This window comes from Halorubrum luteum (assembly GCF_054652935.1).
This window is the reverse complement of the sequence record NZ_BAAIGT010000002.1, coordinates 2959259-2979451: the sequence shown is the minus strand read 5'-3', so window position 1 is coordinate 2979451 and position 20193 is coordinate 2959259. Positions and strand designations below refer to the sequence as shown.

The window sequence follows — 20193 nt, the reverse complement described above, 5'->3', positions numbered from 1 at the left end:
GGGGGGGACCGGTTCAGGCCGCCGCCCCTGCGATCAGGCTCTCCCGAACCGTCTCGACGAACCGGTCCGGATGCTCGACGTGCGGCAGCAGGCGTGCGCGGTCGAAGACGACGAGACGAGCCCCGGACTCGTCCGCGAGATCGCGACCGTCCGAGAGGGGACTCACTTCGGCTTCGCGACCCCAGACGATCGTCGGCGGCACGTCGAGGTCGGCGAGCGCGGCAGCGAGCTCCACGTCGCTGTTGAGGTAGCCCGAGATGAACGAGGCCGGCGCGAACTTGGCGTTGTCGACGTGGGTCGTCCGCCACTCGTAGTCGATCCACTCGTCGGTTGCGTTCGTCGGGTCGAAGTAGCCGTGGTCGGCGTTGAAGTACCGGATCGACGGTTTCGAGGTGATCAGATTGAACATGGCTGTGCCGACGAGCGGCGACCGAACCAGCTCCCGGAGCCACGACTTCGGTGGGCTCGGGCCCGCAACCGTCGTCGGACAGACGCCGACGAACCCCGAGAGTTCGAGATCGTCGGCGGCGGCAACGTAGGCGGCCGACAGCGACGAGGCGACGACGGCCGGCTCGGTGAAGCGGTCGAGGAAATCTCGGACGAAATCCTCGTACAGCGCAGCCGAGTAGCGGAGCGGCGGGCGGTCAGACCGGCCGTAGCCGGGGAAGTCGGGGGCGACGACGTGGTAGTCGGCGGCCAGATCCTCGAACACCTCGCGCCACTCGCCCGCGGAGCCTGCCGCGTTGATCCCGTGGAGCAACACGAGATCCGGATCCGACGGATCACCTCCTTCCGTGTACGCCACGTCGATCCCACGCCACCGGAACGTCCGGTCGGCTCCCGCAAGCGGAGACTCCAGTTCACCATCGTACCGGAGCCCGACGTTCGCGGTCGCCAACGCGCCGACACCGAGGAGGGCCGCTCCCGCAATTCGACCGTAGTTCATGGAAACCTGTTGGTTCGCGGGCGACTTATAGCTCGTGGCGGGCCCGACCCGCTCGGGCGACGAGGTCGGGCGGGCGACGAGGCTGGGAGCCGGCGATCGTTGGGCGGGCATCGGCGGCGTACGGAAGCGCGTGCGAACTGCCCGAAACAGTATATTTTATCTGCCTGCTTTCGCATTAAACGAGTACACCACTCGGGACGGGGGTTTGACATCCTCCCCGCGCTGAAGCGCGAGGATTCCAACGTGGGACAGCAGGCCGGTCCTACGTCCCCGCTGGCAACTTCTCGCCTGCCGAACGGGATCCGGCGAGGCGATACCGGGTTCGTGCGCGATACGTCGGCCCCGCGAGGGGTGTGGCGTATTCGGCGTCCATTCGGACGCGGTATCCGCTTGCACCGTGCATCCCGTTCGTCTCGGAGAGACGGCGGGGATGCCCCCAGTCGCAAGTTTCCCTGCGTCCGGGCACGGGCCGTGCCATCGGCCTGCCTGCCCTTCGTGCCACGGTGGACAGGCACAAGCGGGCGAGGGTCGCTTTTTGCCTGCCGTGTTGCCACGGCCTCGGAGACGCCCTCTCGGGAACGGTGTGGTGGCCTTCGTCGCCCGGGCGGACCCCAATCCAACCGCCAGTTTTTGCCCGTTGTGCTTACCCACCAAGACGCTGTCGAGAGGCTTAATTCCGGCGGTTGTGGCCGTGTTGTCGGATTCATCCCCGCCGTGAACGGCGAGGCTTTCTCCTTGACTTTCCGTAACTTCGCCTACGTCTCCATCATCATCGTAGTCGAGGATGATGCCGACCCAGGGGAATTCTCGGGCACACTCGAGATCCGGGCCGAAGGCGCGGTCAGTCAGGTCTAACCAGCACAGAGATCTCGGAGATTTCTGTAGCGACTACCAACTATGAAACGACGAAAACTGCTCATCGGCGCAAGCGGGGTTGCAGCGAGCGCGCTGGCGATCGGTACGGGTGCGTTCAGTGCCGTCCGCGTCGAACGAAACGCAAGCATCACCGTAACTACCGATGCCGATGGGCTCGTCGGTCTCGTCCCGAATCCGGACGTGGCAGGTGTGAAGATGAATAGCTCTCAGCTCGCGATCGATCTCGAAGATCCCGGTGTCAACGTCAACTCAGTGTATCAGTTCGGGCTGTTTGAGGGTGACCTCGATAACGACTATCCCGAGAACTTCCCGTTCAAAGCTGAATGTACGACTTTCCAACTGCGCAACCGCGACCGAGTAGTCGTGGTTGCGCGTCTCATCGCGGGGGCGTACTTCGGGTGTTCCCGGGAATACCACACCGGCTCATGTAGGTTGCAGACCCTGCTGGGCCCAGCATCGTCGGAACGATCCAGCTGATCGCACCAACGGGCTGCCTACCTCGATGGGTATCCCCACGTGGCCACGCCACGCATCCACGCCGACGCCGGGATTTGAACCCGGATCACGGCCGTGACAGGACCGTATGCTCGTCGGATTACACCACGTCGGCATGTCGCCCCGGCCGGAATCGAACCGGCGACCTCCGGATTCAAAGTCCGGCGTCCCTCGCCAGCGGAGACTCCGGGGCTCGACGTAGCCGCAGCTCTCGCTGCGGGGCTGTTGGCTAACGACTTCCGTACGCTCAGCGCGGACGGAGGCCGCTCGCTCCTGTATCGGGACGAACGGAAACCAAGCAGCCGCGAGCCTGGCATCCTGCACTCGCATCAGGCTGTGTCCTGAGCGAGTACTGAGCACAGGCAGGCGGCAATCCCGTGTTCCCCGACCCCTGACGGGTAGTCCGTATGGGGGCCGAGTTATGCGGGTGAGAGTGTCCGGACGTCGCCGGATTGCGTCGAACTCTCGTATTCGAAGTCGACGTGGATCCGGCGGTTTGCGCCCGGGCTCTTCGCACGCTGATCTTGTAGGCACTCGCCGAACACGGGACCCGCGGCTAAGCGAGAACGAGCACGCCGCGGGGTGAGGCGAGTGATGATCATCGTGTTGAACTCTCTCGGTTTGAGGGGTGTATCGGACGTCAACCTGGAATATCGTGGCAATTGTATTAAAATTAGTTAGGGTGTGTTACCCACAGACACGCCAGTCACACTCCAAGATGCGGTTGCACACGACGTTTAATGTCCTAGCATTGGCTGTCGTCGATAGCCGGACGCTGGCCGGTGGTCTCGGTTGGACCCACAGAAACTATTTACACCAACCTGCTCTCTGTGGCGATAGATGAGTGGCCGATCGCCGGTCCGGTGCTAGCCGGGAGCCCAGTCACACGGCGTGACTGACGGTTCTCGGTTAGATACCAATGACCGAGAATACCGACTCAAACGAATCTCAGAAGCCAGGGAGTGCACACAGCGGGTGTTCCAACCACACCGAACAGCGATCATCCACTGGATGCCAGGGTAGTGGTGCTTCCCCGCCGTGCGATGCGTGTGACACCACCCAGTACGACAAACTCCACGAAGTCTCTCTTGGTGAGCGGGCGTATGATGTGTGTGGAGATTGCCTCCAGCTCCTCGTTGACGACGTCGAGGAGTACCACTGGTGGGACCGCCTGACTGAAGCGCACTACAATCGCGCTGCCGAGTTTCTCCGCTCCCGTGATGCAGTCTGGTGCGTCAAAGATCAGGCGTACGCTGGCGGGGAACTGTGGGTCCACACGCCCTATTGCGATGCTGCCGTCGTCAGAGATGTGTGTGACCACTTTGGGTTCCAGATTCGCTGGTTTAGCGTTGTATACCCCGTTGACGATGGCTTCGAGTGCGTCTCAGAGCATGGGCCCTGTATCGAGATCAACCTCACGTTCACGACCCACCGTTCGGATCCACTCCCGCTTGAATACGACATTCAGAACGACGTGACGTACCACGAGATCGAGTGGCTTGACGAGTATCGGCGCCTGTTCACGTCGCCTCCCGAGTAGTTCGGACTCGCAGATCGAATTGCCTCTCCAAAATACGGTTGCACAACTGTCTCACTATTTGACGACTCGATCTGTGCGCCAAGAGTCTGTATTCCACTCTACCCGATATAGTTATGAGTACATCGGAGAGATTGGAATCTGTGAGAGGGGGCGGAGCTACGGGTTATCGACTGTTTGCGGGATCGGTCCTGCACGGTTGGCGAGTTGGCCGATGCAATGATAAACGCAAATCGTGCGAGACTTTATCCGTCGGCAGAGCCAAGATTTGCCTGACCAATGAGTCTGGACGACGCGGTTGAAGAGGCTCTCGCAACATACGGGATGTCGCGGAGCGAAGAGGCCGAAGAAACCGGCCGGACGGTCGCGACGCTCCAAGACTAGCGCACGCCGCTTACTTGAGGGTCCGAATTTTCTCTGCGAACTCCGCCTTCGATAGCCCAGGGGCCTCCATCAGCTCGGGGTTGTCGGTGCGCTCAACTGCCTCTTCGACGAATTCGATCCAGAGCACCTCGTGCGCTGTTGCGTAGACTGTTTTCGCTTCTGCAGGATACATATTCAGCTCGTATGCCGTCAGGTCGATCTGGACCTCGTGTTTCCGCTCAAGCGTTTTCGCTCCGAAGTCAGAGAGATGTTTGAGGAGCACATTCTTCCGACGAACCGTCAAGAGACGCTTTGACTCGTTAATATACTCGTTTACCCACTCCCGCCAGTCGTATGTCTCTGAGTCGATTTCCACGGAGGTTTCTGGCATCGAGAAATCGGGAGCAATCCGACGGAGGTAGAACTGAACCAGGGCAACAGCAGTCCGATGGTTCGCATTCGGAAGCGCGTGTTTGAGAATGAGATTTGAGGCGAGACGGCCTGCAACATCAGTCGCGCTGCCCTCCCACGATGTCCGGTTGAGCGCGTCTGGGAGTGCATCGATGTCGATGCTCTTGTACGCTTCAACGGGAACTCCTTCTTCTTCCTCGTTCTGGGCTATGAGCGCTTGATAGATCTCGAGGAGCCGGGCAACGATAGTACCGTTGTCAGCACCCATCTCTGAGAGTGCCTCGCCAAGATCGAATTCGAGATCGCCGACGTCCCCACCACCGACGCGGGAGGTATAGATACCGAAAAACTCGCTGTCAAGATCGTACCTGCGAACCTTCACCGCCACGTCATCGTCGTACTCGACAATCCTGGCAACGATCTCTGATGGAGCCTCGTGGACAAAATCAAGAGAGAACTGATTGTCGCCCGGATGGTGATAATAGACGTGACCCATCTACCTGATCCGCTGTACTTGGAGGAGCATCTTAATTCACGCTACCTTTCGGACCGACCTGGCATCAGGATTCCATCGAATCGAGTCTCTCCCAGTCGACGTTGATTCGGAGATGATACTCACTGTCCTAGCGTCCCTGTTCGCTTCGCGTTGGGTCGAGAAGCGGATACCCGCTTGTGAATGACTTGAGGAGCGTCTCACGCGCCGGGAGGTCGATGCCGAGCTGGTCGACGAGGTAGACGATCCGCTTGGTCGCAACGCCGTTGTCGGGTCGCTGGAGGCACTCAACGACCGTCGCCCACGAATAGTCTCGATCCTCCGCGACGATCATCGCCTGTACGAGTTCTCGGATGCCACCACAGAGTTCGAGATGGTCGGTACAGTCAACGGTCGTCTTTTCCACATCTGCGACGTTCACGGGGCTGTCCTCGATGAGCCTCGACTCGTAGCCGAAGAATTTGATCTTGAGCGGAGCGGCTACGTCCGTGAAGTCGGTCAGTCAGGCTAACCTCCGGGAATAACGGCAGACTATCGCTCCCTATTCTCTGACAACCACTCCTAATCTGGACGGGGCGCGTCCTCGTACTTGACCATCTTCTCGGGCTTATCGGCGATGGTGTCGTAGATCTGCTGAAGTGTCTCCTCCGCGGCAAGCAGATTGTGCGTCTCCAGGAACTCGCGGCCGTCTTCGGTGAGGCCGTAGAACTTCCAGGGATACCCCTGCCGGCGCTGGTCGTCGTCCAAAGCGACCTCCGTGACGATGCCGGCGTCGATCAGCTTCTGGATGTGCTTGTAGACGGTCGCATCGCTCACACTGGGATTGAGCTCCTCGAGTTCGTACATCGATGGGAGCTGTTGAGGGTGAGCGAGAATATCGCTGATAAGCGAAAACCGTGTCTGCTGTGTAATGAAGTGGATGACTTCCCGTGGTGTCGTGTCGTCACCGACACCCGAACCAGCCTCCATAACGATGTATTCGACCGGGCATAGTAAAGTAGTTTATCCGAGAGTAAACTACCGAGCCGGCTCACTATGATGAGTGTACCGCCAAGCGAGTAGGACAGGACAATTCACTGGTCCTCACGCTCTTCCCATTCCGGACGTGGTGTCGGGGACGGAAGTTCGTCAACCTCAGTTCGAAGTTCGTCCTCTGTCGTCCACGGGAAGCACCGTTCGTGGAGTTCGAATTTGCGGAACTTGTTGAGATGGACCCAACTGTACGTTGCCGGCTCTTCGTCCTCATCTGCCCGCTCGTCGATCACATCCCACACCTCCTGTTCGTCGATGTCGAGACCGCTCTCTTGGGCGCGATCGACGAGCGACTCGACGTTTGCTTGGACTTCATCCGCCGACAAATCGTCTGTGAACGCTATCTCAAGGGCGGCCTGAATGACGTGCTGTGGCGAGTCAAGGTTCTCGTCAGTCACCCACGCGTAATCACGTGGGTACACGTACGACTTGTCGAAATACGGCGGGTCATCGATCTCGCCCAATTCAGGCGCCTCCCCACCACTCTCCTTCTCGAAGACCCCAACGATGTAGTCGCTGTACGTCGCGAGCAACGAAAACATGATATCGAACGTATTGAGGCGGTCAGTCGGAAGTTCGAGGAGATCACCCATGATGAACGGATAGGCACCGAGCTGCTTCGTGAGTTCGTTCTGGACGGCGCGAAGCCGGCGGATATAGGGGTCGCGATAGCTCCCCAAGATGAAATACGATGTCCGCTGACTCCAGAGATACGGTAATTCACGCTGGGTGAACCGCCAGATTTCCCGTTTCTCTGCAGGCTCAAGTTCGATGCCCCCGACGGCCTCGTGAACAACGGTCATAATCTCCCCAGCGTCCGGCGGCGGGCTTGGGTCGGTCATTAGCTGCCGATTCAAACCACACCACCTTATCCCTTCTGAATCACTTTGGTTTTTTCTGGATTAACCAACTTGGATGACCCTAACTGTTATAGCGTCCTACCTCGTACCAGCACGTATGAGCGAAACCGACACTGGGGCGGCCGATGCAGGGCCGTTCGCGGAACAGCAGCGGCTGTTCAAGCTGCTGTCCCAGGATACGCGCCATCTCATCATCCAGGAGCTGCTGGGCCATCCCACCCATCTAATGTCGCTCGCCGAACTCGAGTATATGACCGGGAAGAGCCAGGCGGCCATCAAAGACCAGTTGGAGACGTTGATCGACGCCGGGCTCCTCGCACGCTACACGTACGAACCAAGCGAGGGGAAACGTGATCTCCCCTCCCAGTTCTACGGATTCACAGAGCGGGGGGTCGAGGTCCTCCACGACTACAAGTATCTCCGTGGGCTTCCGGTCGCACGTGCCCTCTACGAAAACACGCGCAAGACCGAGAAAATCGAGCGCCACGAATCGGCCCCTCGCCCGGAGCTTCCGGATGCCGTCGCGAACGCACTCGAGTTCGACGAGCCCGATCTCGACGCCGTCGATGGTGGCACAAACACATAGTTCGTCGTTGAACAGCACCGTTCTCGACGCTGCAGAGAAGGTACGCCGACTTCGTACCTAGGTCAGGACTCCGTGGGCTCCAGCATGGCTGGCTCGACGTTGATTCGGAGGCGGTACGTACTGTCGGTCGATCCGGTGTCGGGCCGCGTGGGGTCCAACAGGGAGTACCCACTCGTGAACGACGCAACGAGTTCTTCGCGGGCGGGGAGGTCGATGCCGAGCTGGTCGGCGAGGTAGACGATCCGCTTGGTCGCCGCGCCGTTATCGAGGCGCTCGAGGTACTCGCCGACGGTGTCCCAGTCGCAGCCCCAGTCGTCGGCGGTGCGCATCGCGGTTGCGAGTTCTCGAAGGCCACCACAGAACTCGGGGTGGTCCGCACAGTCGACCAGCGTCTTCTCTTGGTCGCTGACCTGAACGGTCGTGCCCTCGATCGATGTCGGCTCGAATCCGAAGAATTTCCGCTCGGTGACTGTCGTGACGCGGTACGGGACGCCGTGGATCTCTCGGCTTTGCGCTCGGGTCGGCGTAACGACATACACCGTCCTGGGGGCCTGTTCAGTCAGTCCGTGGTGGCTGAGGGCGCTGTAGTAGCCGATGTACATCGGCTCGGCGACGTGGGCGGCGATGAGGTACTCGTGGGTTGTGTATACGGCCTCCTCGCCGGCAGTGAGTGGAATAATGAGATACGTGCCGGGGAAGAGCCGGTCGAGCCAGCCCTTCTCGGTGAGCCGGGAGGCGATCTCGCGGGCGGTGTTTGGGGGGACCTCCAGCGTCGTCTCGATGTCGTCGACGGAGATGATCTGGTGCCCCGCGCCAGCGAGTTGTGCAAGGAGTCGACTTTCTCGAGTCGAGAGACCCTGGCGTATATTTTGCGATTGTTCTATGATACCTATACCTGCGTTTCTTACATAGAATATAGTCTCAGACCTGCTTTAGCCTTGCCTCATCCTTCTTAGCTTCCTTAACCAACACAAAATCATCAAATAGATATGTGTGTTGGTTAAGAACCGTGGAGACTGTGGATGAACAAATCGGATGTGGCAGATTCTGTCGGCAGTATCTTCCAACCCCGTCTTCTGGCTGGTCCAACTATTGATGGGACATTGGATCGAGTTCGAATTAGTCATTCGATACAAAATCCCGATCGTATTCAAAAACAAGGTGGAGGGGCTTGTTGACGTGCCCACAGCGTTGACTTGCCGGCACTACGAGACACAGGTATGAACCCACGCGATATCATTCGTCGAGACCATGATTCACGTGACGGTGAGGACCCGCTGTGCGTACTGGTGGATACCGCGTCACTGAACGAGCAGCTCGCCGATGGTAACCGATCACCTGGCTCGCCACGTCCTCGATGCGTTCGTCAACGAGAGTGGTCAGATAGTGCTCTATGTCCGTAGCACTGTTGAGGGTCACGAGCGACCACGGAAGCACGTGACTTGCCTTGTTGCGGGTCCGATCAGCGGACTGTGCAGTCGGTCTGCGAGTGATTTCGTGAAATTGACGGAGGAATTGGACGCTGTCTTGCGGTATGAGGTCGAAACGACCGCTGGTGAAGAAGTGTAAGCACCTTGCTAAACAGCACGCTGATAACCCAGACGAACCCGCTGCGCCGGACGGCGACAGCGGGTTCGCCGAGTGGGTTCAGATCGCCTTGATTCTCATGCACGCTGAACTCGACAAAAGCTTCCGCGAGACCGAAGCGTGGTTTAACGATTCTCTCGCCATCCGTGAGGAACTGAATCTCGAAGCCTCGCCAGACCATACGACCCTCTGTCGCTGGGAGAAAGAGTACCAGATGCGTGAACTCCGCCGCCTGCTCCGCCGAAGCGCGGAGCAGGCGGGCTGGAGCGGTGAAGCTGCAATCGACGCCAGTGGCTTCCAACGCGATCAGACCAGCTACCACTACCGCGACCGCGCGAACTACTCGTTCCAGTCGATGAAGACGACGATCTTGATCGACGTGAACTCACTAGCGATCAAAGACGTTCATTTCACCACGCAGAAGGCGTGGGACGGCCATATCGGGATGCAGGTCTTCCGCCGGAACGCGGAAGACCTGCGGGTCCTGTCCGCTGATGCGAACTACTCGTGGGGTGAGCTCCGCGAGGAGTGTCGCTCCAACTCGACGCGACCGTTGATCAAACACAGAGAGCAGACACCGCTTCAGAAGGCTCACAACGCCCGGATGAACGAGGACTACAACCAGCGGTGGATGAGTGAAACGGGCTTCTCGCAGTTGAAGGAAGACGACGGCGAGAAACTACGCTCCCGGACTTGGCACGGCCAGTTCCGGGAGCTCACGCGGAAGTGCATCGTGCATAACCTCACGCAGGCGGCGAGTTAGGGCTCGCCGCCTGCTCCCCTTCTCCGGACGTATCCGGGAGAGGTATCGCCGTCGTCATCAGAACAAGATCGCTAGCTACCATAGTTCTGACTCTTCGACAGCCACCTTTAGCCACCGCTACTGCATCTTCTGTATCCAGAATACCGCTTCTAACGCCATGGCTCGCCGAATTACTGACCCCGCCCCTATGCCGTCTTGCGATCAACAGGACATTTCAACTGCGCCGCTTCCATTCCTTGAGGCCGCATCAACGAGTATTACTTTCGGCCCCGGGACCCCTCGTGCGTCGTATGCAACCCCCCCTGCACGACGACGTTCCTCGCCGCCCTCGCGGCCGTGATCCTTCCACTCACGGCCGTCCCCGGCGTCGACATCCCCGATGCCCTCACCCCCTGCTTCTCGCACGAACGCCTCGGTAGCACGTCGATCGAGGCTTGCTCCACGTCACTCACCTGCCGAACAGTTATTATGCATGCGATCATATGATCGTGTGCATAATGATCGACCGCGATGCGGAGCTCGACTGGCTGGTCTCCCGACTCGAGCGGTCGGAGCGACAGCTTCTCGTGGTGTACGGCCGACGCCGGATCGGCAAGACCACGCTCGTGACGGCCGCCCTGGACGCGATCGAGGCCGACGCGATCTACCACCTCTGTGACCAACGCGGACCGACCCACAACGCCGATCGGTTCGCGCGCGAGTGCGCCGACGCGTTCGACGACGTTCCCCCCGCGGTGGACGACTTCGTCGACGCCTTCCGATACCTCCGCGGTCGCGTCGACGGCCCCTGTGTCGTCGCGATCGACGAGTTCTCGTACCTCGTCGAGGCCGACGAGGCGATCCCCTCCGTGTTCCAGACCGTCGTCGACGACGTGCTCGCCGACACCGGGATCTCGCTCGTGCTGCTCGGCTCGTCGATCTCCATGATGGAGGAGGGTGTGTTGAGCTACGAGAGCCCCCTGTACGGCCGCCGGACCGGCCAGTGGAAGCTGACCCCGCTCGCGTTTCCGGACGTCCGCGGGTTCGCCCCGGACGCGGACGTCGAGACGCGGATCCGACTGTACGCCGTGTTCGGCGGCGTGCCGGCATATCTGGAGCAGTACGACCCTGACTGCTCGCTCATGGCGAACGTCGAGGAGCGCGTGCTCTCGAAGGGGGCGTTCCTCTACGAGGAGCCCGAGTTCCTGTTGCGCCAGGAGCTGCGCGAGCCGGCGACCTACCTGGCGATCCTCGAGGCGATCGCCGACGGCGCGACCCGCGTGACCGAGATCGCCAACGCCATCGGTGCCGACGCCAGCTCCATCTCCCGGTATCTCCGGAACCTCTCGGAGCTCGCGCTCGTCGAGCGCGAGACGCCCGTGACGGATCCGGACGGCCGCGGCGTCTACCGGATCGCGGACGACTTCCTCCGCTTCTGGTTCCGGTTCGTCGCGCCGAACCGCGGCGCGCTCGAACGGGGACGCACCGACACCGTGCGGGACGCGATCGCCGAGTCGCTGCCGACGCACACGAGCCGAACGTTCGAGACGGTCTGTCGGCAGGCGGTCGAGCTGGCCGCCACGCCGGTCGAGTGCTCACGCGTCGGTCGATGGTGGTACGAGGGCGACGAGATCGACGTCGTCGGCCTCGACCCGGCGTCGGAGACCCTACTGCTCGGCGAGTGCAAATGGACGACCTCGCCCGTCGGTCCGGACCTGCTGGCCGACCTCGAGGCGCTAGAGCCGACGGTTCGGTGGCGAGGAAGCGATCGACGCGCCGTCTACGCGCTCTTCTCGCGGTCGGGATTCACCGACGAACTCTCCAGTCTCGCCGACGAGCGCGCGGACGTCTCCCTCTACACCCCCCGGGACCTCGAGGAGGCGTTCCGAGCCGCGTGATCGTCCCCCGGCACTGGGTCCCGAGATCGTCTCCCGAGGTCATCGCGTCCGAGCCGTTCGACGTCGCCAACCGTGCTCGCCTCCTTCGGTGGCCTTCGCGCGTCCCCGCCACGTATTCATACGCTGTTTCGCATGGTCGGACAGTGTCCGAAATGACGGAACGAGGTATAAGTGTCCGTATCGACGTCCCCCCTGAGAGGGATGCCGTCGTGTTTCGTATCGGTGCTGCGGATGACATGCTCCGGCTGTTGGCCGACGCCCACGAAACGGAGTTTATCCTCCAGGAGCTGGCCACGGGTATCGACCGGTCGACGGTCTGGCTGGCCGTCGACCTTCTCGCGCGTCTCGGCGCGGTGCGGATCCGGGAGACGCCACAGCGGAACTACGTCGCCATCGACCCGGACCGACTTCACAAGGACGACCCGATCCTCGTCGTCCCACAGTCGGAGTTCCACCTACCGTTCCGGGCCTTTCTCAACCGCGTGCGGGCGACCGTCGAGGACGCGGATGCCGTCGATGAACTCCTCGGCATCGCGGTCTTCGGAAGCATCGCTCGCGGCGACGCCGACCGCCGGAGCGACGTCGACTGGGCTCTTGCCGAACTGAGTGAAACAGCACCCTGAGAATTACAGCATCCCGCCGTGCGCTAGTTGCTATGTGCAAGCGGACAGCCTTCGGCGGGATGCTACAGGATCTTGTTGAGCTCACCTCAATAGTGTTGCGCCCAGAGCCGCTCGATGCGGAGATCGAGCGGCGCTGTAAGCAAGCTTGGGAAGAAGCTCCCTGTCCGGAATGTGGTGAAACCGCCATCCAGAGCGGGGACGACAGTCCCCGACTCTGGTGTCGAAACTGCCGCTACGGCTTTACCTACACACGCAACACTCCCTTCGAAGGACGTACTCTCACACCCGGAGAGGTCGTCATCGCGTTCGTTCTCTACGCTGATACACTCCTCAGCATCAACCAGGTCGCTCGGCTCTTTGAAGCGGTCTACGATACCGTTCACACGACAATTCGAGAGGTAGAAGCCGCTTTCGAGCGCGGCTTCTACCTCGTCTTCGAACGCATCCAACACACCATCGACGGCCCAACACAGATCGACGAAACCGGTCACAAGTGCTCGGGCTACAAGGGACAGACGCCGCCGCGGGACGGGCTCTCCCGCGGCGGCTCTGGAAAGAAGGGACGATCACGGTGGAAGGGTGCCCCCGGTGATACCATGACGTTGATCGGTGCCTGTCGTGACGTGCTCCGCGTCATCCGCCCTGAACGAGGAGCTCAACCAGAGGAACTCAAGCCGGCACTTGACGAGGTCGAGATCCTTTCTGGGAAGCTTGACGAAGTCTGGCACGACGGGTGGCGCGGGTACGCGCCACTCGTCTACGAAGACGAGCAAACGGTTGTCCACTCCGAAGAGTTTGTCACTGATGAGGGCGTTCACATCAACCAGGTCGAATGCCTCTGGTCACTCGTCAATCCGTGGCTACGGAAGTTCCGCGGCCTCTCAAAGCAGGGCTTGGAGCAGTCCGTCCGAACCTACGGGTTCGTACGGACATTAAACCTCGCTGGAGCACCGCTACACGGCCTTCTTGACTGCTTCGTCCTCGACGTGTTTCACTGAGTTATGCAAGAGCCCGACTGTTTCGACGTCGCGACGGGGATCGGTTCGTCTTCGAACCGTACGTCGAGTCCACGGAGAGCGCACGCAGGGGCGGCTCGAAACTCCGCTAGGTTTTCGCCGAGGGGATTACCGTGTGCGGCAGCGATCGACTCGACTAGCTCTGGAAGGCGGTGATCACCTATGAGTAGCACGCGTGGCGAGCAGCTCATCGACAACGCTCAAGCGGCGTTTGACCGCCGCGTGGCGGCGATCGAAGCCGGGATTGACATCGAGGACCGCACTCCTCCAGTTGCGGAAGGCCTGTCGGTTGCTCGCGGGTACTAAAGCACTTCGTGATGTCAGCTACTACACGCTCGTGATCGAGGCGTCGTTCGTCGCGATCGAACGAACTGTCGAGTGCCGTCTCCTCGAACGTGGGACGATGCAACCGAACGATCTGCCCGGTACGTATCCGAGAGTGTACCGTGAGGCGACGGCGGTCGGCATCTTCGAGGAATCGATCACGGCCGATCTCGATGATCTCTGGCGTGATCACCGGGCGAAAACCTACTATCAGGACGACCCTGCCCCGGCGACATGGGCGGACGCGATGTACGAACTCGGCACCGAAGTTCACGTATACGTTCCGGGCCAGTCTCGACGGGGTCACGACTGTATTTGCAGCGATTCGACATCGTGAGCAACGAGTAGTGATCGACGTTCGTCGCCATCACCGTGCTCGCCCTCTTGCTTCTCGGATGAACGCAGCGGTAGCGCGTCGGGAGAGACCCGCCTCGAAAGCAGCCGAGAGCGACGAGAAGCGGCACTCGGTCACGACCCGAGAAGCTCCTCGAGGCCGACCACGCGATCGGCCAGGATGACCGCCACGACTGCGACGATGACGTACACGCTGGCGACGGCCGCAATGAGCGGACTGATGTCCGCCCGAATCGAGGTGTAGATCACGACCGGTAAGGTGACGATATCGGGCGTGGTGATAAGCAGACTCACGAGGAACTCGTTGAGGCCAAGGATGAACATCAGCAGTGCGCCGCTGACCACGCCCGGCAGGATCGCGGGTATGGTAACGTGCAAAAACGTTTGCAGCTCTTCAGCGCCGAGGTTCTGCGCGGCGTCGTGAAGGTCCGAGTCGAGCGCATTGACACGGGCAGTCACCGACCAGATCATAAACGGGATGTTGATGATCGTGAGCGCGAGCCCGACCGTCCAGAGCTGGCCGAGGACGCCGATCTCGCCGAAGATGATGAGTAGAATCGTCCCGGACACGATCAGCGGGACGGTGAACGGCAGCAGAAAGTACAGCTGCAGGAACTGCTTGAATCGGAGGTCATAGCGGATCAGTCCCAATCCCGTGAGGATGCCGACCGGGATGGAAAAGAGGGTACAGAAGACCGCCACGTAGACGCTGCGCCAGAAGGCGGCGACGAACTCGCCCCGCTCCGGCAACGCCGCATACCACCGCAGCGAGAGCCCATCCGGCGGAAAACGAATGATCTCGCCGGGGTGGAAGGACCCGGCAAGCACGATCAGCGTCGGCAGTAACAGAAACACGATCTGGACAGCGACGATCGTGGTGACGATCGGTCGGTTCCCCGGCAGCCGTCGTCCCAGTCGAGTGATCGAGCCGGTCACTCGACCGTGCTTCGGGTCACGCATTCCCATCACCGGCACGAAAGCCCAGCGTTCCGGTGCCGAAGAGCCGGAAGATACCGAACACGACCGTCGACGCGATAACTACCAGCGTCACGCTCACCGCTGCAGCCAGCGGCCAGTTCTGTGAGACGAACAACGTGCGATAGATGTAGTTCGCGACGAAGTCGATTCGACCGCCGCCGAGGAACTCAGGCACTGCGAACGTCGCAACGGTGATCGTGAACACCACCACCGTCGCGCCGGCGATCCCCGGCGCTGCGAGCGGGATGACGATCCGTTTGAACGTCACCCACCGATTGGCACCCAGATTCTGTGCAGCCATCTCGAGGGACCGGTCGATGTTCTGCATCGCCGGCACGATCAGGATGATCGCAAACGGGAGCATTATCTGTATAAGCCCCACCACGACGGCCGCCTCCGTGCCGATAAACCGGTAGGGACCGAGCCCGCCGACCGCGAGGACGGCGTTCAGCAACCCCTCTCGCCCGAGGATGATCAGCCAGCCGTACGCCCTGACGATGACACCCGTAAAGAACGGAGGTATGTATTTACCCCGAGGACGCAACAGCGGGCACTGCCTGAGTTCGTGAAATCATCTCATTGTTTCGAGCGATTCGCTTGAATTCTTCGTAGGGATTACGTCCCTGCTGGCGGCAGGTCGCCAGCAGGGACAGCAGCGTCTCATGCACGAACATACCGCGGTCGTTCCGGAGCGTTCCAATGATCTTCCGGAGAACCACCGGCTCACGAAGCGCGTTTTCAGCCGCGTTGTTCGTCGGAGAGACCGCTGGCTCACCGATGAAGGTGAGCCAGTGGTCGAGGCCTCCTTCGATCTTCCCGAGTAGTGTTGCCACTGGTCCGTCGGGCACTGACCGCTCTATCAGCGACTCAAGCTCTCTCCGGGCCACGTGCTGGAGTTCTGCTCGCTCACGAACTGTCAAGTCGCTCTCCAGTCGAATCTGGAGAGCGACGTACAGCTGTTTGAGAGCACGGTGGATCGGTTCGCCTTCCGGTTGCTTCTCAGCGGCGTCTTCAGCCTCCCGTAGAATATGCGCCCAGCACCGCTGGAGGTTGCTGCTGAAGGCCGGATACGCCGTCCAGCCATCACAGACGACCGTTCCCGCGAAGTCCTCGCCGAGGACTTCTGCGGGAACATCGCTTCCTCGACTCTCCCTGACCGCGTACAGCGTATGTTCCTCGGTAGTGAACGTCCAGATCCACGCCTGTTCGCCGTCACGTTTGATTCCAGTCTCGTCAACGTGGACAACGTCGGCTTGCTGGATCTGGTGGCGGATCTGCTCGTACTCACAGCGACCGGCGCGCGCAGCGCGCTCGGTCGCGTGCCATGCAGACGCGCCAGACAACTCCAGTCCGTGGAGCTGTTCGAAGCGGTCGCCGATCTTCCGGTATGGAAGACGGTGGTCGTACCGAGAGAGCGCTGCCTGTGCGATGACGTTCACCCCGAACTGCCCCTCATCGGGGCAGTCGGGGTGTGAGGCGACGGTTTCAGCTCCACAGGAGTGACACTCGTAGTGGTGCCGGTTGTACTGAGTGACTTCCGGTGGCTGTGGGTCAGGGAGTTCCTCGACGAGTCGGGGGCTGACGCCCGCCGACTCGTCGAACGCCTCACCACAGTCTGGACAGCAGTCACAGGTGACCTCGATTTCTTGATCTGGATCGGGAGCGTCGCGCCATTCCGGGTCATGTCCGGACTTTCGGCCGGGCGTGCCACCGTCAGTACGCTGTTCGTCGTCCTCGTCCCCGTCGGACGAGGACGACTCCTCTTGCTCCGACTGGTCCTTGCTCGGCGGTGTATGTGGTCCTTCGTACCATCGGATCTTGGCTCTGAGGCGCTTGTTCTCTTTACGGAGTTGCTGATTTTCTTGCCTCAGTTCTTCGTTCTCCTGCTCAAGTTCATCAACGCGGTTTTCGAGGGCAGTGATCCGCTCAAGCAGTTGCTTCACTTTCTCATCAGTAACCATCAGAACCCCCCTCGGCTAGTGCAGAAGACACGGGACGGTCTCCCTGCCGGAGACCGTCCCTCGGGGAATACCCTGTCGTCTGCATTGCTCTACTACGAGGTCAGGGGCAACTTACGAGAGAGTGGCGAAATCGTTCTGGGGGTAAACACGTACGAACGGAGCAAAGATGCTCGCTAAAAGGAGCTTACGGAGGACGGCGGATCTCGTCCTGACCGTCAGATAGGCGTACGGGAGCGCGAGCCCCACCGAGATGACGGTCACGACGAGCGTAAGCCCGATCGTCCGCGCGAAGATCCGATGAATGCCGCCTGCAGAGAGGATCTGCAGCCAGTTCTCGACGGTGAACTCGTAGATGATGAACTCGAACGGATCGGAGACGAGAACGCTGTAGTAGAGCAGGATCACCATGCCGATGAACAACAGACTGATCAACGCGACCCCGAAGCTGATCAGGAGATAGCCAAACCAGGATGGAGGGTCCCGATAAAGCTCGCTCGGCAGCCGCTCTTTCAGCGAGATCGCCCGGTCAACAGCCCTCCGACGAACTCGGCGAGTGATCCGCTCGTTCATCCTTCGAAGCGTCCGTGTGGTGCTCCCGATTGCGTCATCTCCCACCCCGGTCAGGGTACACCATCGCGGTTTCACGCTCCCACCCGACGGCCACCGAGGCTCCCAACGAGTACGGAGTAGCGCGGGAGGAAGTCAGCTCCGTTACGGTGAGCGTCTGGTCGCTACGTTCGAGGCCGATGCGGTACCCGACCGTCTTACCGTTAAATATGACGTCCTCGACTTCCCCCTCGAGGACGGTGTCAGTGTGAAGCTCCGTCCCGATCCGTACCTGTTCGAACCGAACGCCGACGACCACCGACTCGCCGCGCGAATACGCCTCACCGTCGGTCACCGTCCCACGGATCGAGGGTGACGAGCCATCCAGCGCCACGCTGCAGTACGTCCCGTCAACCGTCTCGACCAAGCCGGTGAGGAAGTTCATATCCCCGACGAAATCCGCGACGAATCGAGATGCAGGACGGCTGTACAGCTGGTTGGGACTGGCGAGCTGTGCGAGCTCGCCCTCGCGTATCACCGCGATCCGGTCGGCCATTTCGAGGGCTTCTTCCTGATTGTGCGTAACGTGAACCGTCGTCACGTCCGTCTGACGGTGGATCCGACGGAGTTCGTGACGCATCTCTTCACGGAGTCGTTTGTCGAGTGAACTCAGCGGCTCGTCCAGCAGGAGCAGCGCCGGTTCGAACGCCAGCGCCCGCGCGACGGCGACACGCTGTTTTTGGCCCCCGGACAGCTCATTCACGCCACGGTCCGCGATGTCGGGGAGCCGAATCAGCTCCAGCATCTCCGCGATCCGCTCTTCGATCACCGCGGGGTCGTACCGGCGCATTTCCAGCGGAAAGGCGATGTTTTCACCCACAGTCATATGTGGGAACAGTGCCATACTCTGGAACACCATCCCGATGTGACGCTCGTACGGCGGCCGGTCGGCCATCGTCTCGCCGTGGATCCTGATCGTCCCATCATCTGGCTTGATGAACCCCGCGATCATGCGGAGAATCGTCGATTTGCCGGCGCCGCTGGGACCGAGTAAGGTGATGTACTCGTTGTCGGCGATCTCCAAGCTGACCTCGTCGACCGCAGTGACCGCGTCGAATCGCTTGGAGACGCCGTCGAGGGTAACGGCTGGCTGTGCGTCCTGCCCGCTGTCACTGCGGTCAGGAGTCTTCCGAGAGGTGTCGCGCCGTTCCATGTCGCGTCAGGCGAGTAGCAACGCGACCTCGTCGAACCACTCCGGGCTATGCTCAACGTACGCGTCGAGGTCGGTGTCGATCAGCTGGTCGAACTCGGCCTCCGTGCTGGGATAGGCCGGATCGCCGTCCATCCACTCGAGGGGCTCGACGTTCTCGTTGAACATCGGCACGGCCAGCGCGTCCATCCACTCCGCCTGTACGTGCCGTCGACACGCCACATCGATGAACCGCTGGCTCCAGTACAGTTCGGACTCGCTTTGTCCGCGTGGCGTGTACATACAGTCCATCCGCCAGGTGGCGCCTTCATCGGGGATCGTCCAGTCGACCGGCTCACCCTCCTCGATCGGCGTCAACAAGTTGTTCGGGAGATATCCCGCCGCATAGGCGATCTCACCCTCCTGCAGGTTGGTCGATAGCGACGCGTCCGAGCCGAGATAGCCGATGTTCGGCTCGATATCCTCGACGAGCGACCAGACGTCCTCCATCTCGTCGGCCGCCCCAAGATCCTCGTCCGCCAGCTCCGCTAAGACCGGATACAGCCCGTCCGCAACCGGATCGTCGTACAGTCCGATCCAGTCCTCGTACTGGGCATCCCACAAGTCTTCCCAGGAGTCGACCGGCTCCGAGTGGCCCTGGACCTCCTCCAGCACCGCCTCGTTGTAACAGAGCGCGTACGTGTATCCGTACAACCCGACGTAGGGGAATCCATCGGTGTCGGGATGGCCGATATCTCGAATCTCCGATGCGTGGTCGACGATCTCGTCGTGTAGCGGACTGGCGAGCCCCTGTAAGTACTCCCGGTGGACGAAGTTCACGATGCTCCAGTTGACGTTGACCGGCGGTTCTCGCCCGTCCTGGACCGCCGAGCGGATATCACTCCCAGTCACCTCGATATCCGTATTGTCGTAAGTGACCTCGATGCCGGTCTCCTCGGTAAACGTCTCGCCGACGTGTTCAGCCAGCGACTCCTCCCAGACGCCACCCCAGGCCCGAACCGTGATCGAATCCGGTTCCGCGGGTGGGTCGTCGGGATCCAAGGTCGGTTCGTCGTCCTCGTCGTCCGCCAAACAACCCGCGAGACTTGCCGCCACAAAAGTGCCCATACCGCCCAAAACCGTGCGCCGATCCGTTGCAGTGCTACTGGAATGCATTGATCATTTCTTTGTGATCTTTCAGTTGCGAGGGGCTAACGTGGCAGGAGTTCACGGGGATGGGTTATAATTCAATCGAATCCACACAGTTCTCTCCCGATCGCATCCGTGCACTCACCCCGGAGTTGCGTGATTCGAGACCAAAGCGGCTCGTCATCGCGAAGTTCGTTGATCGAGATCGATGTCGTCCGCAAGTGGCC

The 20193-nt window shown here is 60.8% G+C and carries 19 protein-coding genes, 2 tRNA genes and 2 pseudogenes; 9 read left to right on the top strand and 14 right to left on the bottom strand.

Going from position 1 to position 20193, the window contains the following annotated elements:
* Positions 1–13: 13 nt before the first annotated feature.
* Positions 14–946, bottom strand: coding sequence for an alpha/beta fold hydrolase (locus ACYQ0R_RS14765; RefSeq protein WP_459825263.1), 933 nt, complete (start codon positions 944–946; stop codon positions 14–16).
* An 897-nt stretch (positions 947–1843) separates the two neighbouring features.
* Between ACYQ0R_RS14765 and ACYQ0R_RS14760 the strand changes: the two genes are divergently transcribed.
* Positions 1844–2299 carry a hypothetical protein gene (locus tag ACYQ0R_RS14760; RefSeq protein WP_459825260.1) on the top strand — a complete coding sequence of 152 codons (456 nt, stop codon included), beginning with the start codon at positions 1844–1846 and terminating at the stop codon, positions 2297–2299.
* A 59-nt stretch (positions 2300–2358) separates the two neighbouring features.
* Here ACYQ0R_RS14760 and ACYQ0R_RS14755 read toward each other — a convergent pair.
* Both ACYQ0R_RS14755 and ACYQ0R_RS14750 read right to left on the bottom strand, forming a co-directional pair.
* A tRNA-Asp gene (locus ACYQ0R_RS14755) sits at positions 2359–2432 on the bottom strand.
* 3 nt (positions 2433–2435) lie between these two features.
* A tRNA-Gln gene (locus tag ACYQ0R_RS14750) sits at positions 2436–2511 on the bottom strand.
* Between the two features lie 725 nt (positions 2512–3236).
* On the opposite strand from ACYQ0R_RS14750, the gene ACYQ0R_RS14745 reads away from it, so the two are divergent.
* The gene (locus tag ACYQ0R_RS14745) at positions 3237–3857 is read left to right on the top strand and encodes a hypothetical protein (RefSeq protein WP_459825257.1); all 621 of its coding nucleotides are present in this window, start codon (positions 3237–3239) and stop codon (positions 3855–3857) included.
* Between the two features lie 391 nt (positions 3858–4248).
* Here the strand turns inward: ACYQ0R_RS14745 and ACYQ0R_RS14740 are convergent, their stop codons facing one another.
* From ACYQ0R_RS14740 to ACYQ0R_RS14725, 4 genes are all read right to left on the bottom strand, one after another.
* Positions 4249–5124: a DUF8172 family protein gene (locus tag ACYQ0R_RS14740; RefSeq protein WP_459825254.1), complete on the bottom strand. Its 876-nt coding sequence runs from the start codon at positions 5122–5124 to the stop codon at positions 4249–4251.
* 127 nt (positions 5125–5251) lie between these two features.
* A complete protein-coding gene (locus tag ACYQ0R_RS14735; RefSeq protein WP_459825251.1) occupies positions 5252–5542 on the bottom strand; it encodes a hypothetical protein in 291 nt (96 codons plus the stop codon).
* 140 nt (positions 5543–5682) lie between these two features.
* Positions 5683–6090, bottom strand: coding sequence for a MarR family transcriptional regulator (locus ACYQ0R_RS14730; RefSeq protein WP_049987546.1), 408 nt, complete (start codon positions 6088–6090; stop codon positions 5683–5685).
* A gap of 104 nt (positions 6091–6194) precedes the next feature.
* Entirely contained in the window at positions 6195–6995 is an 801-nt protein-coding gene (locus ACYQ0R_RS14725) for a DUF8170 family protein (protein ID WP_459825248.1), read from the bottom strand.
* Between the two features lie 115 nt (positions 6996–7110).
* On the opposite strand from ACYQ0R_RS14725, the gene ACYQ0R_RS14720 reads away from it, so the two are divergent.
* Positions 7111–7599, top strand: coding sequence for an ArsR family transcriptional regulator (locus tag ACYQ0R_RS14720; RefSeq protein ID WP_459825245.1), 489 nt, complete (start codon positions 7111–7113; stop codon positions 7597–7599).
* A 62-nt stretch (positions 7600–7661) separates the two neighbouring features.
* On the opposite strand, the gene ACYQ0R_RS14715 is transcribed toward ACYQ0R_RS14720, so the two are convergent.
* On the bottom strand, positions 7662–8492 hold the full coding sequence (locus ACYQ0R_RS14715) for a type IV toxin-antitoxin system AbiEi family antitoxin domain-containing protein (RefSeq protein WP_459825793.1): 831 nt from the start codon (positions 8490–8492) through the stop codon (positions 7662–7664).
* Positions 8493–9133: 641 nt separating this feature from the next.
* Here ACYQ0R_RS14715 and ACYQ0R_RS14710 point away from each other — a divergent pair.
* From ACYQ0R_RS14710 to ACYQ0R_RS14685, 6 genes and pseudogenes are all read left to right on the top strand, one after another.
* Positions 9134–9949 (top strand): IS5 family transposase, encoded by an 816-nt coding sequence (locus ACYQ0R_RS14710; RefSeq protein ID WP_459825242.1) that lies wholly within the window; start codon positions 9134–9136, stop codon positions 9947–9949.
* Positions 9950–10446: 497 nt separating this feature from the next.
* Positions 10447–11826: an ATP-binding protein gene (locus ACYQ0R_RS14705; RefSeq protein ID WP_459825239.1), complete on the top strand. Its 1380-nt coding sequence runs from the start codon at positions 10447–10449 to the stop codon at positions 11824–11826.
* A gap of 236 nt (positions 11827–12062) precedes the next feature.
* Positions 12063–12449, top strand: a complete 387-nt coding sequence (locus tag ACYQ0R_RS14700) for a nucleotidyltransferase domain-containing protein (RefSeq protein ID WP_459825236.1) — start codon at positions 12063–12065, stop codon at positions 12447–12449.
* Between the two features lie 32 nt (positions 12450–12481).
* On the top strand, positions 12482–13447 hold the full coding sequence (locus tag ACYQ0R_RS14695; RefSeq protein ID WP_459820822.1) for an IS1595 family transposase: 966 nt from the start codon (positions 12482–12484) through the stop codon (positions 13445–13447).
* Positions 13448–13470: 23 nt separating this feature from the next.
* Positions 13471–13554 (top strand): annotated as a pseudogene (locus ACYQ0R_RS14690) (nucleotidyltransferase domain-containing protein); the annotation flags it as partial.
* A gap of 73 nt (positions 13555–13627) precedes the next feature.
* A pseudogene (locus ACYQ0R_RS14685) lies at positions 13628–14126 on the top strand (DUF8154 family protein).
* 131 nt (positions 14127–14257) lie between these two features.
* On the opposite strand, the gene ACYQ0R_RS14680 reads toward ACYQ0R_RS14685, so the two are convergent.
* The 6 genes from ACYQ0R_RS14680 to ACYQ0R_RS14655 form a co-directional block, all read right to left on the bottom strand.
* On the bottom strand, positions 14258–15103 hold the full coding sequence (locus tag ACYQ0R_RS14680; RefSeq protein WP_459825233.1) for an ABC transporter permease: 846 nt from the start codon (positions 15101–15103) through the stop codon (positions 14258–14260).
* Positions 15096–15665, bottom strand: a complete 570-nt coding sequence (locus tag ACYQ0R_RS14675; RefSeq protein WP_459825230.1) for an ABC transporter permease — start codon at positions 15663–15665, stop codon at positions 15096–15098. Before ACYQ0R_RS14675 ends, ACYQ0R_RS14680 begins: the two co-directional genes overlap by 8 nt.
* Positions 15649–17082, bottom strand: coding sequence for an IS66 family transposase (gene tnpC, locus ACYQ0R_RS14670; RefSeq protein WP_459821240.1), 1434 nt, complete (start codon positions 17080–17082; stop codon positions 15649–15651). Before tnpC ends, ACYQ0R_RS14675 begins: the two co-directional genes overlap by 17 nt.
* A 111-nt stretch (positions 17083–17193) precedes the next feature.
* Entirely contained in the window at positions 17194–17652 is a 459-nt protein-coding gene (locus ACYQ0R_RS14665; RefSeq protein WP_459825227.1) for a hypothetical protein, read from the bottom strand.
* A gap of 34 nt (positions 17653–17686) precedes the next feature.
* Positions 17687–18841: an ABC transporter ATP-binding protein gene (locus tag ACYQ0R_RS14660; RefSeq protein ID WP_459825225.1), complete on the bottom strand. Its 1155-nt coding sequence runs from the start codon at positions 18839–18841 to the stop codon at positions 17687–17689.
* Positions 18842–18847: 6 nt separating this feature from the next.
* Positions 18848–19909: an extracellular solute-binding protein gene (locus tag ACYQ0R_RS14655; protein ID WP_459825222.1), complete on the bottom strand. Its 1062-nt coding sequence runs from the start codon at positions 19907–19909 to the stop codon at positions 18848–18850.
* Between the last annotated feature and the right edge of the window lie 284 nt (positions 19910–20193).

Excerpts from the sequence above, each read along its gene's own strand:
- ACYQ0R_RS14765 (WP_459825263.1), bottom strand. The coding sequence starts at position 946 with ATGAACTACGGTCGAATTGCGGGAGCGGCCCTCCTCGGTGTCGGCGCG.
- ACYQ0R_RS14730 (WP_049987546.1), bottom strand. The coding sequence starts at position 6,090 with ATGGAGGCTGGTTCGGGTGTCGGTGACGACACGACACCACGGGAAGTC.
- ACYQ0R_RS14720 (WP_459825245.1), top strand. The coding sequence starts at position 7,111 with ATGAGCGAAACCGACACTGGGGCGGCCGATGCAGGGCCGTTCGCGGAA.
- ACYQ0R_RS14700 (WP_459825236.1), top strand. The coding sequence starts at position 12,063 with ATGCTCCGGCTGTTGGCCGACGCCCACGAAACGGAGTTTATCCTCCAG.
- ACYQ0R_RS14705 (WP_459825239.1), top strand. The coding sequence starts at position 10,447 with ATGATCGACCGCGATGCGGAGCTCGACTGGCTGGTCTCCCGACTCGAG.
- ACYQ0R_RS14725 (WP_459825248.1), bottom strand. The coding sequence starts at position 6,995 with ATGACCGACCCAAGCCCGCCGCCGGACGCTGGGGAGATTATGACCGTT.
- ACYQ0R_RS14745 (WP_459825257.1), top strand. The coding sequence starts at position 3,237 with ATGACCGAGAATACCGACTCAAACGAATCTCAGAAGCCAGGGAGTGCA.
- ACYQ0R_RS14680 (WP_459825233.1), bottom strand. The coding sequence starts at position 15,103 with ATGCGTGACCCGAAGCACGGTCGAGTGACCGGCTCGATCACTCGACTG.
- tnpC (WP_459821240.1), bottom strand. The coding sequence starts at position 17,082 with ATGGTTACTGATGAGAAAGTGAAGCAACTGCTTGAGCGGATCACTGCC.
- ACYQ0R_RS14760 (WP_459825260.1), top strand. The coding sequence starts at position 1,844 with ATGAAACGACGAAAACTGCTCATCGGCGCAAGCGGGGTTGCAGCGAGC.
- ACYQ0R_RS14665 (WP_459825227.1), bottom strand. The coding sequence starts at position 17,652 with ATGAACGAGCGGATCACTCGCCGAGTTCGTCGGAGGGCTGTTGACCGG.
- ACYQ0R_RS14695 (WP_459820822.1), top strand. The coding sequence starts at position 12,482 with ATGTGCAAGCGGACAGCCTTCGGCGGGATGCTACAGGATCTTGTTGAG.
- ACYQ0R_RS14740 (WP_459825254.1), bottom strand. The coding sequence starts at position 5,124 with ATGGGTCACGTCTATTATCACCATCCGGGCGACAATCAGTTCTCTCTT.
- ACYQ0R_RS14710 (WP_459825242.1), top strand. The coding sequence starts at position 9,134 with ATGAGGTCGAAACGACCGCTGGTGAAGAAGTGTAAGCACCTTGCTAAA.
- ACYQ0R_RS14660 (WP_459825225.1), bottom strand. The coding sequence starts at position 18,841 with ATGGAACGGCGCGACACCTCTCGGAAGACTCCTGACCGCAGTGACAGC.